Genomic DNA, 17,687 nt, shown 5'->3' with positions numbered 1-17,687 from the left:
TTATTTAAGTTAACTAAACTATATGATACATTTCTTTTTATGTAAAGCTTTTTAATCTTTAGAACAAAAATCCCCATCTATTTGAATAGTGAGAGTCAAATAGATGGGGTTACTAATTTAGTTATTTTCCAAATGTAAGGGGTATACGTAGCTCATCATTTGGCTTGTTAGTTAAATATTTATAAATGAGAATTTCTAGCTCCTCCTTGTCAAAATTCTCATAAACATCCATTCTTTTATTATTTTCAAGAATGCCCATAAATTCAGGCGTCCCATAGATTTTTTCTTTATCCTCTAAATAATAGGTTTGATTGACTCCAGCAAACCCTGGATCAGGGCTTAATGATTCCACATAAAGGTTATTGTCCTTCATATAATACGTCCATGAAATTGGGTACCCTGCTATATTAGATGTTACACTTTGAGGCTTTGCTGATATGTTCGTTAATTGGATTGAATTATCGTCTCCGTATAAACCTTCAACACGGTTCTTAGCAACGAAAGTTAAAGGTTGATTTTCCAAAGAAGCTGCATTTAGTCCAGCTATTTCAAAGCGCAGCTCTGTTTTATTAGGATTTCCAACTTTACCCGAAATATATCCAGTCAATAAGGTTCCACCTACATCCAGTTGATAATCCATATAAGGGAAAGTTTCGTATTTTTCTTGAGTAAGAACTAATCGAACTTGGGTCGGTGTAACCGTCATTTCATGAATTTTAGTGCCACCAGGCACATTATCAATTGGAATATCTAATACTTGCTTAAATGACGTATTTTCCAGTTGTGTTTTAGAGAGATTTAGTTGCATATTCCAAGTACTTTCTTTTGTTTCTAGTATACGGTTATAAGAAATTTGGAATTTAGTTCCCTCTTCTTGTAAAGCTTCAGACTCGAATAGTTGCTGACTAAAATATTCTCCTTTTGCTCCCTGTCTTCCCATGAAAGATTTTTTCCCTGTTTCAATTGAATGATTCGTATTATTAATCGCCTCAATGAATATCCCTGTATTTCGGACTTTTAAATCTGTAAGTGTAACTGCCGTTTTAAGCAATATTTTACCCTCATCTTGTGCAAAAGATTGAATAGACACTGTGTCAACTCCGTCCTTTTGAATAGGGAACACTTGCGTAGTTAAGTCATTTGGATTATAGTCGATAGAATATTTTTTATCGCTGATGAATTGAATATTCTCCATCATAAGCTCCACGTCTGTCATCTGTCCTTCAGCAACCCAATCCGTTTCAAAATAACCCTGAAAGGTACCAAGCTCCTCATTCCAAGAATGTGTATAATTCCCTTCAATAAAGTTACCCTTTGAATCTTTAAGCCCGGTATGTTCAAAACCTATATCCTCTCCATCCCAAGAGGCATCAGGTTTCAAACTATACAAAAGAAAGGTTCTGTTATCATCGATAAACGCCGTATGTACGGTCAACGTAAACCCATCCTTCGTAACGGATTTCTCAATCGTCTGCCCTAAGCCCTGGTCTAATGCCGACTGAATACCAGCTCTATAAGATAGAATAGTTGACCAATCATAGTTCAGTGCTGCATAGACAGGTGTAGCCATTAGAGCAACAGCTAATCCTGCGACCAAAACAAATCTCTTCCTTTTTCGAGGTAGAAGTTCGATCGGTTCATTTACCATTTTTAATTCATCCTGCTGGATACCATTCCACATTTGTTCAAAGTCAGGATACTTCATGTTATGGTCTGCGTTCATCTCTTTTTTCAATTTCTTTTCAATGCGTTCCAAATTGATTCTCTCCCTTCAACCATAAATTTTGATTTTTTTCTAGTTTTTTGCGCATGATTTTCAATGCCTTATGGAGTCTCGATTTCACTGTTCCCACTGGAATCTTTAGGGTTTCCGCAATTTCCACTAATGATAGCTCACCAATGTAGCGGAGGGTGACAACAGCCATTAACTTTTCTGGTAACTGTCTGAGTAGTGCCTCCCACTCCTCCTCAGCTGCCTTCTCCAGTACAATGGTGTCTACAGATTTAACTGATGCCGTAGTTTGCTCCTGTAGCAACTGTACCTGACTCACTTTTTTTAACTGAGCCTGCTTTCTTTTAAGCAAATTTAAACATTGATTCATCGCAATCCGTAAAATCCAAGCACGTGTATGCTCTACACTTCTCCAATCCTGACGAAAGACGGTGACAAATACATCATGGCAGAGATCTTCCGCATCTTGGGCATTCCGTAGCATATAATAACAGGTACGGTAAACATCTTTGTTGTATGAATCGAATAATTCACGTTCTGTCAATCCAAGGCACTCCTTTCTGATGGTTCTACGTTATAAACAAATGACTACTTGAAAAGGTTCATTTTTTTAAGAAATTCATATACGTACTTTTTTAATTTAGTGTTTATGTAAAAAGATCCAGTTAATGTACAAAAAAACAGATGGCAATAGAGGTCCGTTATGGAACATCTAATCCATCTGTTTTTGGCTATTGGGAAATGGTGAGCGAAGGCAATATCATGAATCACATTTGATTCTTCTAGAAACTAATTTTAAACTTCACCTTTTTTTCGTGCTGTCATTTCATCTTTCATTTCATCTTTTAAAGCTTCAATTGACTGTTTACGTCGCTTATTTTTTTCCTTTAGCCTGTTACTTTCTAGAGGATCTGCAAATTCCATACTAATTTCTGCTTCCTGCACTTTCTCCTCAGTATTTTTAACAATATCACGAATGCGTTCAACATTATTGGAGCGATCATCTGGTTTTCGATGTCTTGAATTAGCCATGTTAACCTCCTCAAATTATGACATAAGGTTATTTTGGAATGATTTTATCATTATATGAGTGCTAACTTTTACTAAAATAACATCCTTTAAACGCTATCTATCCAATAATTCTACCTTCATTAAAAGCAATTAAGTTTCCACCTGACAGGATTTTTAGACAATCTCTTCCTTCAAACCTTCATAGGCAGATTTTGAATGCATAAATACATATAAAACTAGGGAGAGGAAAATAGCTACAATTCCAAAGACAATGCAGACCATTTGTAGGGAGAGCCATTCCGATAGCAACCCTAAGGCTAACGTAAAGACAATCTGTAGCACATTAATGACCATCGTTGAAACACTACCAAAACGGCCCATAATTGATGTCGGTACACTTATTTGATAAAAGGTGCTGTAGCCCGCATTACAAAATGACATACATACTCCTAATGCTATAAAGCTAATAATCGCCATTGCCACATTCGGTGAAGAGTAAAACAATGTATAGCAAAGTGTGGTCAAAAGCAGACCATAGACAATATATTGTCTTGTTGAAAATCTTTTAGCATAGCGAGCAGCCATTGCTCCACCAATAATAGCTCCAATTCCAGCGATACTAACGATGACACCATATAGACTATCTGAAGCTTGAAGGTTTTGTTTAATAAATGTAGCTTCCTGTGAATCTAATGCAAAGGCAATCATCAATGCACCTTGAAAATAAAGAAATACTTTGGCAAAGACTTGCTCTTTTTTTATATAGGCGTAGACAATACCATAATCCTCTTTTAGCATCCTCCAAGTAATGGGTTTTCGGTGCATGTCCTGATGATCTTCTACTGCGGGAAGCTTAAAAATGGAGAGTGCACAGATAAAGAACGTCAAAGCATTAAACCAAAACGCTATAGAAATATTGGAAATGGCAATGATAAACCCAGCCAATGCTGGCCCAATTAAAAATGAGCCTGAGCTAAACATTCCTAATATTGCATTAAAGGATTGTTTATCTTCATCTGGTATATATTTCGAAATATAATAGGTACTACTTGGCCCAAAAAAGCTACTTGCTATATTAGATAAAAATAAAACACAATAGATGAGCCAAATAGAGGACGTAAAAGGTAACAATAAAATCAATATGCCACGAATAATATCACTATAGATCATTAATTTTTGTTTATTCGATCGATCAATGATGGAGCCTGCAAAAAAGCTTGTTAAAATTCGAGCAATCGGTCCTACAATAAATATACTTGCCATAGCAGTAGGCGATTCTGTTAAATGCCAAACTAATAAATTGAGCGCAACTAGATTCACCCAATTTCCTAAATACGAGAAACCAAAGCCAAATAGAATGAGCCAATACTTCCTAGCAATGCTCATAAGTCCCCTTTCTATCACCAAAATGAATGATTGGTCTTTTTTGACATAAAAGTATTCCTTTAGATAATCATATCTATCGATGAATAGCTGTGCAACTAAAAATAGCAACCCTTAGCTAAGTTCATAGCTTTGGGTTGCCTTTTTAGTTAGTTGAATCTCGATCGATTAATATCGGTTTGAAGCGATATAGTTTGTGGTCATCAGCTAGATGTTCTTTTTTAATTTTTGCTAAGAGCAATGATGCCGCTTTCTGTGCCATTGGTAAAATGGGCTGTTGCAATGTTGTAATGGAAGGTGTTAAAAAATTGGCATATGGTACATCATCCACAGCAATTACTTGTACATCATTAGGCACATGTAAGTTTCTTTTTTTAATATAAAGCATTAATTCTTGGAAAATACGATCATTTGCCGCAATGATTCCTCTTGGTGGTTGCTCCAACGTAAATAATTGATTAAAAATCTCTGTCATCTGAGCTGGCTCACCATTTTTTATATAGCGCTCATCGATCAACAGATTCCTATTTCTGAGCGCTTGACGAAATCCTTCTAAACGTTCGACACGAGGAGTAATCGGTAAGGCTAAAGAAGTAGTGATAATGGCTATTGGTTGCTTTCGAAATGTCTCCACTGCCGTATCCATGGCAGAAAAATTATCAAGCAATACAGCAGGAATATCTACTCCCTCAATAAAACGGTCAATAAAAACGATTGGCATTGCTTGTTGATGAAGCCTTATGTAGAGATTTTTGTTTTCTCCTGTTGGAAAAACGATTAAGCCATCCACCTGTTTTTCTAGTAAAGTTTCGATATGTTTTTTCTCTTTTTTAGGGTTATCCGCTGAGTTACACACAATCATATGAAAGCCTTCTTTATCGAACTCTGCTTCCAATGCATTTATTATTTTTGTTGAAAAGTCATGGATAATATTCGCCACAATAATACCAATTGTAAAGGTAGATTTCTGTTTTAAGCTACGAGCCATTAAATTTGGACGATATTGCAATGCTTCAATAGCCTCTTCAATTTTCTTACGAGTCTCTGTACTCATATATTCATATCGCTTATTCAAATATTGCGATACTGTACTATTCGAAACATTTGCATATTGTGCAACATCGGCAATTGTTGTTTTTTTCACTAAAATCAATCTCCTACCTATAATATGAAAACTCTCCTTGGTATTATGTAGCATAGCATACTTTACTGGTTAAATTAACTAGTCAAATAGTTATATACTTGTTCAGGTAAGTCAATGCCCTTATCCATTGTTTCCAAACTACGTATCTGTTCAATTTCACCAGGCACTAGTACCTGATCAAAATTTGGTGCTGTTGGCGCATCATGTAATTCATTTATCATTTTCGAGATATTTGCTTTGAATTGATTTACATCTCCAAAAATATTTGGATCTAATACATATAAATATTGTCCTAGATTACGTTTCTGTTCGTAATCACCATACATTTTTGAAATGTGAGGACCAAAAGCTGCACTTGCTAAAATTCCAGAAAGAACATCTACTACAAGTGCCATACCATATCCTTTTGGCCCTGCAAACGGTGTTAAAGATTTTACTTGGTGTGGGTCTGTAGTTGGTGCTCCTTGTGCATCAACTCCCCATGTATTTGGAATTGTCTCCCCTTTTTCACGTGCATATAGAATTTTCCCTAGCGCTACATTGCTTGTTGCCATGTCCAAAATAATCGGTTTATCGTTGGTTGGAAAACCATAAGCAATTGGATTCGTACCAAAGTAAGGCTCTTTTCCGCCAAAAGGAACAACTGCGGAGTCCGTTTGAGAGCACATAATAGCAATTAAATTTTCACTCGTGGCTTGTTCAAGAAAATAGCCGAGTGCCCCACAATGGCTACTCTCTTGAATAATCGTTGTACATGAGCCATGTTCCTTAGCCACTTTAATGGTTTCATCCATAGCTTCCTTACAAATGACATGCCCAAAGCCATTATCCCCCTTAAAAAGAAGGTGATTTGTGCCTCTTTTTTCTACTGAAAAATGAGGGTTTTTCGTTATTCCACCTGCCTTTAAACGTGTTATATAATGCTCCACGCGCATAACACCGTGAGAACTGACACCACGTAAATCGGCATAAATCAAAACATCTGCTACTTGCGCTGCTGTTTCAGCTTCAACACCTTCAGTTGTGAATTTTTGAACTACTATTTTTTTTAATGCTGGTACAGAAATAATCATTGAAAATCCTCCCCATTATTTAAAATAGATTTGTGCTTTATTTGTGTTGTATTGTTTTGCCTCAAAGTAAGAAATAGCTTCATCGAATGCAATATGCTTCGTAACATAGCCTTTCTTTATAGCTCCTGACTGCATGTAGTTCATAACCGTCTCAAAATCTTCTAACGTAGCATTACGGCTGCTCTTCAATGTTAATTCCTTTGAATGAAATTCAGGATCATTAAATGTAATGGTTTTCTTCATTAAACCAATAAACACTAATGTGCCACTATTTTCTACGTATTGAAATGAGGATTCCATTGATTGTTGATTGCCTGTTGCATCAAAGACAACTGTAGGAAGTTCACCATTAAATTTTTCATGTAACTGCGCCATTATGTCATGGCTACCAACAATCACACCATCCGCTTCCGACCATGCCTGTCCTTCTTTTAAACGTTCTTCGTTCAAATCCATTAATACTGTTTTTGCACCGCGTAACTTAGCAAAACGTGCTGCTCCTAATCCAATTGGCCCTGCACCGATAACAAGTACTGTATCATTTTCTATTAGTTCCGAACGACGTACTGCATGGGCACCAATAGCTAATGGTTCCACAATGGCTAATTGGTCACCTGACACAGCATTATCAGTAATTACAATACTGTCATCAACTACGATATATTCGCCCATACCACCATCCATATGTACACCTAATACTTTCAAAGATTTACAGCAGTTTGTTTGACCTCGACGACATGCAACACACTCTCCACAATGGATGTATGGAATAACTGTTGCACGATCTCCTACTTGGATGTCCTTAACTGCTTCACCGACTTCTTCCACGATAGCAGCTAGTTCGTGGCCTAACACTCGTGGATAACTAAAGAATGGTTGTTCACCTGCAAAAGCATGTGTGTCTGTTCCACATACACCAATATGCGTGATTTTTAATAAAACATCATGACTTCCTTCAATACTAGGCTTGTCTACTTCACGTTCCACCATTTGAAACGGTTCATTAATGATTAATTGTCGCATGCTATTGCCTCCAATAAACTAGTAATTGTAGATAATTGCTGAATAACCTCTGCTGCATCACACTGGAAATATTGTTCGATAAATTGTTGCATTGGCTCTGACTGACCTTGTTCAAAATAGTTATGGATTTCAGTCAGTTTTTCAATAATTTGATCAGATTCACGCACGGAAAAGCGTGTTGGATTCATTGCATATATCCCTATTGCTAAAGCTTGATAGTATATTTCTGTTTCAGCGTAAGGGGCAATACGTGTTTGCCACTTGGATAACTCATTTAATTGAATATCATATAGCTGATGCTCAATAAATGGGTTTAAAAAACGTTCAAAGACATCTTGCTGATAGTGCTCATCCACTTGGAAGCGTTGGGTAAAATCGTTTGTTACTTTTTCAATAAAGGCTCGGACACCTGCATGTGAAAATGCCTCTCTTACAGTTTTATAGTTAAAAATCTTGCCGAATGCTGAAAGCAAAATATGACTACCATTTAAAATGGCAACTTTGCGTTTTCGATACATGTCTAAATCATCAAAGACAAAAGGGAAATCATGACTTGTTGGCCAATATTTAAATGGCTCTTTTTGGTCAATTATAAATAAGAAATACGGTTCACAAACTGTGTAAAGGGCATCCTCCCCCTGATAATCCTGTGGATAACCTGTTACAATACGGTCTACAAGTGTATTACAAAAAGTTAACGTAGCAAGCCAATCATTAAATGCTGTAGGCAACTTCCAGTCTTTAGCATGCTGTAGACAAATTGTTTTTAATGTAGAGCCATTCTGTTCTATTAATTCCAAAGGCACAATTGCCACTTGTTTTTCACCTTGAAAATGTTTGTAATATTGTTCTAGAAAGACGGTTAACTTTGCTGCATAGCTTGTTGGACAAGCCGTAGGATAAGGAATATTTTCATAATAAATCCCTGCCTCTGTTGTATTAGACACAATCATTTCTAATGTCTCAGACTGTGCGTATTGTAAAAATGTAGGCCAGTTCTCATATGGAAGAATAGTATCTTGAATAATCTTAACAGTGGTTTCTTCTTCTACGACCTCACCGTTTTTTAGCCCACGTTCCATCACAGTGAATTGCAGCTGTTGTTCTTCTAGCAGTTTAACTGTTTTTCCTCTTGCTGTTGCTGCGACAGAAACAATACTGCAAGGGACTTGTAGTTTTTCAACTGCTAGGTCAAAAAAGCCTCTGATAAAATTCCCATCACCTATTTGCATAATTTTAATAGGATGTTTCATTTCATTTATCTCCTACATCGTCACGCCATCTTTAAAAATGGCGATTTCTTTGAATCCATATTTCTCATTATTCGTTTGCACTTCACCTGAAGCTAGCGCTACTATATAATCCATAAATTCATCGACTAATACATCCATCGGCTTCCCATCCACTAACTGCCCTGCGTTAAAGTCAATCCAATTTTTTTTTCGTTCATAAAGTGGTGTGTTTGTTGAAATTTTGACTGTTGGTGTAGGTCCTCCAAAGGGTGTTCCCCTACCAGTTGAGAAAAGGACGATTTGGCAGCCTGTTGAGGCCAGTGCTGTTGTTGAAACAAGATCATTTCCTGGACCGTTTAGTAAATGTAGCCCCTTTGTTGTCATACGTTCGCCATAATCAAGCACTTCTTTTACCTCTTGAAAGCCCCCTTTTTGTATACAGCCAAGTGATTTTTCTTCCAATGTTGTTATTCCACCCGCTTTATTTCCTGGAGAGGGATTTTCATAGACAGGTTGATTATATTTCATAAAATACTGTTTAAAGTCATTTACTAAATGCACAATATCCTCAAAAACAGAGGCATCTTTTGCACGTTCCATTAAAATTTGTTCAGCACCAAACATCTCTGGAACTTCCGTTAACACCGTTGCACCTCCAGCTGAGATCAACTGGTCAGAAAATACACCAATCATCGGATTAGCGGTAATGCCAGAGAAACCATCACTACCACCACATTTCAAACCAATTTTCAGTTCTGAAATAGGTAATGTTTGTCTGTCAAATGTCGTCACATAGTCAAAGGCTTTTTCAAGCAGTTGTTGACCCTCTTCCATTTCATCTGCTGATTCTTGAACATTTAAAAAGGAAACGCGTTGTTCATCATAATGACCAATTGTTTTCTTAAAGAGCTCAATATAATTGTTCTCACATCCTAGCCCTAATACAATGACTGCCCCTGCATTAGGGTGATGAATTAAATTAGCTAAGATTTTTTGTGTATACGTTAAATCATCACCAAGTTGTGAGCAACCATATGGATGAGCGAAATGCTGTACACCATCAAAATTGTCAGCCTTCAATAATTGGTTGCCTAACTTCGCCAAGTTTTCAGCTACTTTGTTAATACATCCAACCGTATTAATAATCCAAATTTCATTTCGTACACCAGCCTGACCATCTTTTCTACGATACCCCTTGAACGTGCGCTGTGCATGACGAGACTCGGCTACGGGATGTGTTTTTGGATTAAATTCATAGCTTAATTCACCCGATAAATTGGTTTTCATGTTATGGGAATGAACCCAGCTACCTGCTAGGATTTCTTCTGTCGCATGACCAATTGAAAAACCATATTTCGTGATGTGTGCATCTTTAGAAAGAGTCTTGATGGCGATCTTATGCCCACGTAGTACTTGTTGCTGTAACGTTATTTCCTTTCCATCCAATGGAAGTAAAAAGCCTTGAGGAAGATCACTCAAGGCTATGGCAACATTGTCCATCGGATGAATTTTAATAACTGATTGATTGTTCATTTGAATCCATCCTTTCTATTTTTAAGCTAATTCTTTATGAACAATTGGTGTAACAAATTTAATAACTGCTAATGAAGCGATGACTGCTAAGCCACCTGCAAGTAGGAAAGCTGCGGAGAATGTTCCTGTTCTGTCTACTAGGAAACCTGTTAAAGTTGGCCCAATAATACCAGCTGTGTTTGCAAGGAAGTGCATAAAGCCGCCAACAGATCCAACATACTTAGATTCCACCACATCATTAATGATTGCCCAGTAAATAGCCCCTGTTAAATATAAGAAGAAAACAGAGGTAGCAACAAGCGCAACAGCACTAACTGTTGTTGTTACAATACCTGCACAGCCAATCGATACAGCTGCTAAGAATAAACATGTCACTAGAACGACTTTACGAGAGAATAAAACTCCCTTACGCATAAAGCGTTTGTAAATGAAATCTGAGACAATTCCACTCAATGCTAAACCTAGGAATCCTAAAATCCACGGAATAACCGTTACAATACTCATATCTTTTACAGCCATTCCACGAGCTTCTACTAGATAGCTTGGGAACCAAGTTAAGAAAAAGAATAGGATATAGTTATAGGCAAAGAACGAAAAAGCAGTAAATAATACTGTTGGTTGTTTTAAATAATAAGATAGACCACGACTATGATTGATATCTTCTGCTGCAATCTCTAAGTTTGCCATTGATTCTACACTGTCTTCTTTGTTTGGCTTTTCTTTCACCACTTTAAACCATACGATTGCCCAAATAAATCCAAGGATCATGATCGCAATAAATGAATATTTCCATCCATATGCTAATGCAATATAACCAACGATTGGACCTGCGATTGCACCACCAAGTGGCGTACCACTATTGGCTAGCCCTACTACAGAGGCACGTTTATCCGCAGGAAACCAGTTATTCACCATTTTATTTATGGTTGATGACAATGGCCCTTCCGCCATACCAAATACAATACGAACAATAATCAACGATGCGAACCCAACGACTAAAACCATTGCTCCACTAAATAAAGACCATACAATCATCGCTACAAATAGCGTTAACTTGGCACCAAATTTATCGGAAGCCATTCCACCTAAGAAGTTAAAAATGGCATATCCAACAGAGAAGCTACTAAAGATAATCCCTAATTGGGTTGACGTTAGATGAATATCTTCTTGAATAAATGGTGCTGCAATTGATAGTGCTGAACGATCTAAATAGTTAATGACACCCGCTAAAAATAGCATGACAATTACAACCGTTTTGCCGTCTCCAAAAATACCTTGTTGTTTCATATCATTCACCCCTAAATTTGAAATAAATCCCCTTTGTTAAACGCCTGAATAAGCCATAAATCCACCATCAACAGGAATTGTTACGCCAGTGACAAATGCTGAGTATGTATCATCAGCTAAAAATAATAAAGTTCCTAATAAATCTTGTGGTTTTCCAAAACGCTTTTGTGGTGTAGCTGTAATGATTTTTTCTGAACGTGCAGTTAATGAACCATCTTCTGTTAGCAATAAATTACGGTTTTGTTCGGTAATAAAAAATCCAGGTGCAATGGCATTAACACGTAAACCTGCTTCTGCAAAATGCACCGCCATCCATTGCGTAAAGTTATTAATCGCTGCCTTTGCCGCGCTATATGCAGGTACTTTTGTCATAGGGGCATAGGAGCTCATGGATGAAATATTAATAATCGTCCCCTTCGTTCTCAGCAATGCTTCACCAAAAACTTGGGCAGCCAAAAATGTTCCTGTAAAATTATTCGAGAATACGCTTTCAAAACCACTTGGTGTTAATTCAAAGAAATTTGGTGTAGTCGATTGTTCTTTATATACTTCATCAGCAGTAATGGCATCTGGATGATTGCCGCCCGCTCCATTAATCAGTACATCAATTTGACCATATTGCTGTAAAATTGCTTGTCTCGCTGCTATTAACGACTCTTTGTTTAAAACATCCACAGAAAAATTAATTGCTTCTCCGCCATTTTCTGTAATCGATCGGACGACTGCTTCTCCTTTTTGCGCTGTACGATTTAAAATAGCAACTCGCATACCTTGCCTAGCCAATTCCATTGCCATCTCTGAGCAAAGAACACCACTACCACCCGTTACAACAGCCACTTTATTTTGCAATGCTTCATGCACCTTACTCACCTACTTTTAAAATAACTTTACGTACTTCATTTTGTTTTTTTTCTATATATTCAAATGCTTCTTTTGCTTCATGTAATGAGAAAGTATGTGTAATTAAACCTTGATGCTGTAGCTTTCCAGCATCAACAAGCTTCACTACATTTTCAAATTGGAATGTTTGTAAACGTGAGCCTTTTATCGATAATTCCTTTTTCGTAATTGGTAGTGGGGCAAGCTCAATGGCTTCCTCTCCAAAGCTAAGGACTACTACTCTCCCAGCAACTGAAACAGCATCGATAGATTGCTTAAATGTTAGTGGAATACAAACTGCATCAATAGATACATTGACACCTACTCCATATGTCCATTGGTTAACAGCCTCTAATAAATCTTGCTCGTTTACATTAACAACTACATCTGCACCAAGTTCTTTTGCAAATGAGAGCTTTGCTGGATCCAGATCAGAAATCATCACGCGTGCATCTATTAATTTAGCCATCTTTAAAATACAAATGCCAATCGGTCCGGCCCCTTGAATCAATAGTGTTTCACCAGCCTGTAATTCACCACGATATACTGCCTGCGCGCCAATTGTATAAGGTTCAATTAAGACTGCCTCTTCTAAAGAGGTGTGGTCTGCTACTTTATGCAATTGCTTTTCAGCTACAACAAAACGCTCACGCATGCCTCCATCTTCATGAACACCAAAAACAGAAAGTTGTTCGCAGACATTTGGTTGTCCTTTACGGCAAGCATAGCACTCACCACAATAACGAATTGGTTCGACAACAACCTTGTCACCAGCTTTTAAACCTTGTACGTCTTGACCAACCTCTAACACTCGGCCAGCAACTTCATGCCCAGGTACACGAGGCAATGTCGCTAATGGATTCGAACCATGATAAATATGCATGTCTGAGCCACAAATACCAACATATTCTGTTTGAACAAGGACATCTGTTGACTTTGTTATTACTGGTTCTGCTACGTCAATTAAAGCCATTTCAAAAGGTTTGATTACTTGTAGTGCTTTCATACATGTCACCTATTTCTTCAGATTTTCATAAGCATCCCAAAGTCCATTTAAATACATAATGCCAAGTGCTCGATCATATAAGCCGTAGCCTGGACGACATTGTTCTCCCCAAATATGACGACCATGATCTGGACGTACATAACCTTCATAGTTTTGGTCATTTAATGCACGGACAATATTTTTAATATCGATTGAGCCATCCGATGTAAAATGCGATGTTTCAAAGAAACTACCATTTTCCATAATCTTGACATTGCGGATATGAGCAAACGGAGCACGATATGCATATTTTTCAGCGATGGCTACCATATCATTTTGTGGGTCTGCTCCCATTGAACCTGAGCAGAACGTAAAGCCATTTGCCATGGAATCAGAGATTTTAATTAATTTTTCATAGCTTTCTGCTCCTGTAATAATGCGAGGTAAGCCAAAGATGGTATATGGTGGATCATCTGGATGAATTGCCATTTGAATACCTACCTCTTCCGCAACTGGTAAAATGGCTTGTAAAAAGTAAGCTAAGTTGTCCCAAAGTTTGGCTTCATCTACTTCTTTGTACTGTTCAAATAAATCTGAGAGTCGAGCTAATCGTTCTGGTTCCCATCCTGGAAGGGTTAAATCTGAAGAAGCGCTTACTTCATTCACTAGTTCTTGTGGATCTAAGTTCATGACCTTTTCCTTATCAAAATAGAGAGCCGTTGAGCCATCTTCTAATGGATGGAATAAATCTGTACGTGTCCAATCAAATACGGGCATGAAGTTATAGCAAATAACTTTGACACCCACTTCACCAAGGTTGCGAATAGATTGTTTATAGTTTTCTATATATTGATCACGTGTTGACAATCCTAATTTAATATCTTCATGGACATTGACACTTTCCACGACATCTGTATGGAATCCGAACGATTGAATATAGTCAACTTCATCTTGAATAGCATCTTTAGTCCACACCTCTCCTGCTGGTAGGTGATGGAGTGCCCAAACAATACCTTTTACATTTGGTATTTGCTTCACATCTTCTAATTCCACTGTATCATTGCCACGACCATACCATCTAAATGTCATATTCATACGTCATTACCTCCTAGTTTGATAGATTTTCGATATATGCTTTGGCACGTTCCACTACACCTGCATAGCCACCTTTTACAAATGCTTTATTTAAATCACTTCCAATCCCAACTGCAACCGCGCCTGCTTCTAACCATTCATTCATATTAGCCAAACCAACACCACCTGTAGGCATAATTGTGATATGTGGTAGAGGCCCTTTAACGGCTTTAATAAAGTTTGGTTCAAATTGATTTCCCGGGAATAGTTTAATAATGTCACTTCCACCTTCAAGTGCTGTCACCATTTCTGTAATGGTCATACAGCCTGGTAAATATGGAATGCTATAGCGATTGCAAAGCCTTGCAATTGCAGCGTTGTAGCTTGGACTAACAACAAATTTAGCACCGTTTAAAATCGCGTGGCGTGCAGTTTCAACATCCAATACTGTGCCAGCTCCAATTATTGCATCGCTATTGCGTAATGCTTTAAAAGTTTCTTCAACAAAAGGCGTTGTATACGTTATTTCAATTGCTCGAATACCACCTGAGATAGCACCTTTTGAAATTTCCGTCGCTTCTTCAGGTGAATTCCCACGAATAACAGCTACAATTTTCGCATCTGACAACGCTTTCAAAATTTCGATTTTTTGCATTCCTGACAACTCCTAACGCTCAATTAGTTTTTCATCACCAATAAATTGCCTTAATTCTTGCAGGGATGGAAGCCCTTCATTATCGCCTTTAATTGTTGCTACCAATGCACCTGCACCATTAGCTAAACGGAGGCGTTCTACGATATCATCACCATTTAAATAGCTAAAGACATAGGCAGCATCAAATGCATCCCCTGCTCCAACTGTATCAATGGCACGAATGGAAAATGCTTCTCGATCATACTGTTCAGTGGCTGTATAAACCGTGGCGCCTTGTTCACCTTTTTTCACAATAATTTCATCTATTTTATAACTCTCTTGAACGTCTTTAACTGTACGCCCTTCAAATAAAAGCTCAAATTCATCCTGTCCTGTTAACAGAAGATTGATAGATGGATACACTTTTTCGTATACCGCTCGGGCATCTTCTATAGTCCATAGTTTTAAACGTAAATTTGGATCAAAAGATATTGGAATATTTTTCGCCTGTGCTAAAGTAATTAATTTCAATGCAACTTCAATGTTATGTTCACATACCGCTAAATACACGCCGCTAATATGTAATAGGTCCACATCATCCAGTACTGACTCATCTATACGATCTTCTGTCAGCTCAAGTAAAGGTGATGGGTTGCGGTAGTAAAACGATTTACCTGCACCGTCTTCCCGAATCTCCTTAAAGTAGATAGAAGTTGGAATAAGTGGTGTTCGTAAGACATGTGATACATCAATCCCTTCACCACGCGCAAAGTTATAAATTAATTTGCCAAATTCATCGTCTCCAATACAACTAATCCATTTTGCTTCCATATCTAAACGCGTAACACCTATCGCAAAATTTAATTCTGCACCACCCACAGCTCGCTCAAAGGAAGGAACGAAACGTAGAGGACCTGTCTTAGATGGATTAAAAACGACCATTGCATCCCCAATCGTTGCAATTCGTTTATTTCTCAATATGTTCATCCCCTTCACAAGTAAAACGTTTTAGTAAAACGTTTTATTAATACTAACACGATTTTTTTTACGTTGCAACAATAATCCGATTATTTAGATTGTTAGCGTCAAATGACCATTATTGTCTTACATGCATAAAAAAACCTCGTAAAAGACAGAAAATAATCTATCCTTTTACGAGGGCAATCTATTTTATTGATAAAATGGCTTTACCTTGTAGCCGTTTTTCTCTAAATGATAGCGAATATTTTTATCGATTAGGAAGTGACCTGAACCAACAACAACAAAGTACTTACCTTCTTTTTCTTCCAGTACATTCATGATTTTCTTGGCCATTTGTTCATCACGTAGACCAAATAGCATTTCATTAAATTCAGATGATGTACCTTCCATTGCTTGGAAGCTTTTTGCAAACTCTTCAACATTTCCTTGCTTCCAGCTTGTAAACCACTCTTGAAGTACTTCAGATTGATTTTCTTCCGCTGGATGAATGATACTATCCAGTACAGCGACTAATGACTGCTCCTGTGCCTCTGGTGATAATCCTTCAAACATATCAACCTGTGCTCTTGTACCTTCTAATTCAATCACTGGCTTTTGCTGCAACTGTGCATTTAATAAAAAGTAGACATCGATACCGTGCATAGCCATCTCTTGAGGTGTCATACCAAAGGAATCGTCCATAGCTAGCATCGATAATGCACTCGAAAGCATCCACGGCTTTTGAACTGTTAGCTGGTCCATTGGCAGATCATAAAGCTTTGCCACTTGTTCAAGCTTCGCATATGTTTCTGGTGCAACAGCATCTTTCAATGTTGAGCCATCTGTATACATTGCTTTCTCTGAATAGTATTCAAGTGCTTCCGTATCCAAGATATTCGCCTCTACTAGCAGTGCATCAGATTCATCAAATGCCGTTACTAATTTTTTATCGAATGGATATAAGTCTGGTGTTCCTAAATGAATAGAGCCTAATAAGTAGATAAGCGTATCCTCGTCCTCTACTACCCAGGCCACCCCTTTAGAGCCTTGCTCTGCAAGTGCATATGTACTCTGAATGAAACGAACAGCTAGCAAAACAGCCTGTTGAGTGGTTGCCTTTTTCTCTAACTGAAGTCCATTGGGAGAGCCTTGTAATATATTTTGCTCTTTCATAAATTGAACAGCATCTGTACCAACAGGTAAATCATACCGTGCTACAATATTATACAAGCGATTGACAATATCACCACGTGTATTATCGTTTTTCACACTTACTGGTTTGTATTGTTTATTTTCAGCTAAGCCTAGAGAGGCAACCTTCTTTTCTGTTAAAGCTAGTAGTTCATTTACTTTGTCCACTGGAATTTCCTGAAGAAAACCATCGAAGTACCATTCAGTTGAGTAAATCCCGTATTTTTCGCCCTCATTTAATGTTTCTATTGCCCATTCGCTTATCGACGGTACTAGGGGTGTTGTTTGCTCTTCAGCATGAATCACAGGGACAACTATCGTCAGCATTAATGAGGCACCAAGCAACGCTGCACTCGTTCGTTTCATCATCTTTTTCATCAAATTCTTTTCTCTCCCTTTTCCTATTTTATGTATAAGTATCGTATGAAATTATACCATATACTATCCAACTATTTTATAAGTAAAAGTGTAAATATTGACAAATATGTATTGACATTTCTCTATTTTGAAATAGTTATGAAGAGGTCAAATTTAATAAGACGATGA

Annotated in this window: 16 protein-coding genes; all 16 read right to left on the bottom strand. The window is 37.5% G+C overall.

The genetic code is table 11. The annotated features are described in order from the left end of the window. Positions 1–121: 121 nt before the first annotated feature. The 16 genes from AC1RFD_RS18450 to AC1RFD_RS18375 all read right to left on the bottom strand — a co-directional run bounded on the left by AC1RFD_RS18450 (position 122) and on the right by AC1RFD_RS18375 (position 17,519). Complete coding sequence (locus AC1RFD_RS18450) at positions 122–1,756, bottom strand: DUF4179 domain-containing protein (protein ID WP_319839731.1); 1,635 nt, start codon at positions 1,754–1,756, stop codon at positions 122–124. Next, positions 1,743–2,276 (bottom strand): RNA polymerase sigma factor, encoded by a 534-nt coding sequence (locus AC1RFD_RS18445; RefSeq protein ID WP_066037930.1) that lies wholly within the window; start codon positions 2,274–2,276, stop codon positions 1,743–1,745. The genes AC1RFD_RS18450 and AC1RFD_RS18445 overlap by 14 nt, the downstream gene beginning before the upstream one ends. A 251-nt stretch (positions 2,277–2,527) precedes the next feature. Further along, positions 2,528–2,764, bottom strand: a complete 237-nt coding sequence (locus AC1RFD_RS18440; RefSeq protein ID WP_066037929.1) for a small acid-soluble spore protein Tlp — start codon at positions 2,762–2,764, stop codon at positions 2,528–2,530. A gap of 153 nt (positions 2,765–2,917) precedes the next feature. Continuing rightward, entirely contained in the window at positions 2,918–4,129 is a 1,212-nt protein-coding gene (locus tag AC1RFD_RS18435) for an MFS transporter (protein WP_103118976.1), read from the bottom strand. Positions 4,130–4,271: 142 nt separating this feature from the next. Next, positions 4,272–5,270 (bottom strand): LacI family DNA-binding transcriptional regulator, encoded by a 999-nt coding sequence (locus AC1RFD_RS18430; RefSeq protein ID WP_103118977.1) that lies wholly within the window; start codon positions 5,268–5,270, stop codon positions 4,272–4,274. A 74-nt stretch (positions 5,271–5,344) separates the two neighbouring features. Then, positions 5,345–6,343, bottom strand: a complete 999-nt coding sequence (allD, locus tag AC1RFD_RS18425; RefSeq protein WP_492475173.1) for an ureidoglycolate dehydrogenase — start codon at positions 6,341–6,343, stop codon at positions 5,345–5,347. 15 nt (positions 6,344–6,358) lie between these two features. Beyond that, on the bottom strand, positions 6,359–7,366 hold the full coding sequence (locus tag AC1RFD_RS18420; protein WP_288585530.1) for a zinc-binding alcohol dehydrogenase family protein: 1,008 nt from the start codon (positions 7,364–7,366) through the stop codon (positions 6,359–6,361). Next, a complete protein-coding gene (locus AC1RFD_RS18415) occupies positions 7,354–8,619 on the bottom strand; it encodes a mannitol dehydrogenase family protein (RefSeq protein WP_288585533.1) in 1,266 nt (421 codons plus the stop codon). Before AC1RFD_RS18415 ends, AC1RFD_RS18420 begins: the two co-directional genes overlap by 13 nt. A gap of 12 nt (positions 8,620–8,631) precedes the next feature. Beyond that, positions 8,632–10,131 carry a UxaA family hydrolase gene (locus AC1RFD_RS18410; protein ID WP_054549719.1) on the bottom strand — a complete coding sequence of 500 codons (1,500 nt, stop codon included), beginning with the start codon at positions 10,129–10,131 and terminating at the stop codon, positions 8,632–8,634. Positions 10,132–10,152: 21 nt separating this feature from the next. Beyond that, on the bottom strand, positions 10,153–11,418 hold the full coding sequence (locus AC1RFD_RS18405; RefSeq protein ID WP_048393958.1) for an MFS transporter: 1,266 nt from the start codon (positions 11,416–11,418) through the stop codon (positions 10,153–10,155). Between the two features lie 36 nt (positions 11,419–11,454). Then, positions 11,455–12,288, bottom strand: coding sequence for an SDR family oxidoreductase (locus tag AC1RFD_RS18400; protein ID WP_048393957.1), 834 nt, complete (start codon positions 12,286–12,288; stop codon positions 11,455–11,457). Continuing rightward, on the bottom strand, positions 12,281–13,303 hold the full coding sequence (locus tag AC1RFD_RS18395) for a zinc-binding alcohol dehydrogenase family protein (RefSeq protein ID WP_259950459.1): 1,023 nt from the start codon (positions 13,301–13,303) through the stop codon (positions 12,281–12,283). The genes AC1RFD_RS18400 and AC1RFD_RS18395 overlap by 8 nt, the downstream gene beginning before the upstream one ends. Positions 13,304–13,312: 9 nt before the next feature. Then, positions 13,313–14,377, bottom strand: a complete 1,065-nt coding sequence (gene uxuA / locus AC1RFD_RS18390; protein WP_492475172.1) for a mannonate dehydratase — start codon at positions 14,375–14,377, stop codon at positions 13,313–13,315. 13 nt (positions 14,378–14,390) lie between these two features. Then, positions 14,391–15,011, bottom strand: coding sequence for a bifunctional 2-keto-4-hydroxyglutarate aldolase/2-keto-3-deoxy-6-phosphogluconate aldolase (locus AC1RFD_RS18385; protein ID WP_403020660.1), 621 nt, complete (start codon positions 15,009–15,011; stop codon positions 14,391–14,393). A gap of 12 nt (positions 15,012–15,023) precedes the next feature. Next, the gene (locus AC1RFD_RS18380; RefSeq protein ID WP_492475171.1) at positions 15,024–15,977 is read right to left on the bottom strand and encodes a sugar kinase; all 954 of its coding nucleotides are present in this window, start codon (positions 15,975–15,977) and stop codon (positions 15,024–15,026) included. A gap of 183 nt (positions 15,978–16,160) precedes the next feature. Beyond that, on the bottom strand, positions 16,161–17,519 hold the full coding sequence (locus AC1RFD_RS18375; protein WP_492475189.1) for a TraB/GumN family protein: 1,359 nt from the start codon (positions 17,517–17,519) through the stop codon (positions 16,161–16,163). Between the last annotated feature and the right edge of the window lie 168 nt (positions 17,520–17,687).

The sequence above is a fragment of the Lysinibacillus sp. GW823-FHT02G10 genome (assembly GCF_058797135.1).
This window is presented reverse-complemented; position numbering and strand designations above follow the sequence as displayed.

What these genes read in the sequence shown, in the direction of transcription:
- AC1RFD_RS18440 (WP_066037929.1), bottom strand. Translation starts at nt 2,764, where the DNA reads ATGGCTAATTCAAGACATCGAAAACCAGATGATCGCTCCAATAATGTT.
- AC1RFD_RS18435 (WP_103118976.1), bottom strand. Translation starts at nt 4,129, where the DNA reads ATGAGCATTGCTAGGAAGTATTGGCTCATTCTATTTGGCTTTGGTTTC.
- allD (WP_492475173.1), bottom strand. Translation starts at nt 6,343, where the DNA reads ATGATTATTTCTGTACCAGCATTAAAAAAAATAGTAGTTCAAAAATTC.
- AC1RFD_RS18420 (WP_288585530.1), bottom strand. Translation starts at nt 7,366, where the DNA reads ATGCGACAATTAATCATTAATGAACCGTTTCAAATGGTGGAACGTGAA.
- AC1RFD_RS18415 (WP_288585533.1), bottom strand. Translation starts at nt 8,619, where the DNA reads ATGAAACATCCTATTAAAATTATGCAAATAGGTGATGGGAATTTTATC.
- AC1RFD_RS18410 (WP_054549719.1), bottom strand. Translation starts at nt 10,131, where the DNA reads ATGAACAATCAATCAGTTATTAAAATTCATCCGATGGACAATGTTGCC.
- AC1RFD_RS18405 (WP_048393958.1), bottom strand. Translation starts at nt 11,418, where the DNA reads ATGAAACAACAAGGTATTTTTGGAGACGGCAAAACGGTTGTAATTGTC.
- AC1RFD_RS18395 (WP_259950459.1), bottom strand. Translation starts at nt 13,303, where the DNA reads ATGAAAGCACTACAAGTAATCAAACCTTTTGAAATGGCTTTAATTGAC.
- uxuA (WP_492475172.1), bottom strand. Translation starts at nt 14,377, where the DNA reads ATGAATATGACATTTAGATGGTATGGTCGTGGCAATGATACAGTGGAA.
- AC1RFD_RS18385 (WP_403020660.1), bottom strand. Translation starts at nt 15,011, where the DNA reads ATGCAAAAAATCGAAATTTTGAAAGCGTTGTCAGATGCGAAAATTGTA.
- AC1RFD_RS18380 (WP_492475171.1), bottom strand. Translation starts at nt 15,977, where the DNA reads ATGAACATATTGAGAAATAAACGAATTGCAACGATTGGGGATGCAATG.
- AC1RFD_RS18375 (WP_492475189.1), bottom strand. Translation starts at nt 17,519, where the DNA reads ATGAAAAAGATGATGAAACGAACGAGTGCAGCGTTGCTTGGTGCCTCA.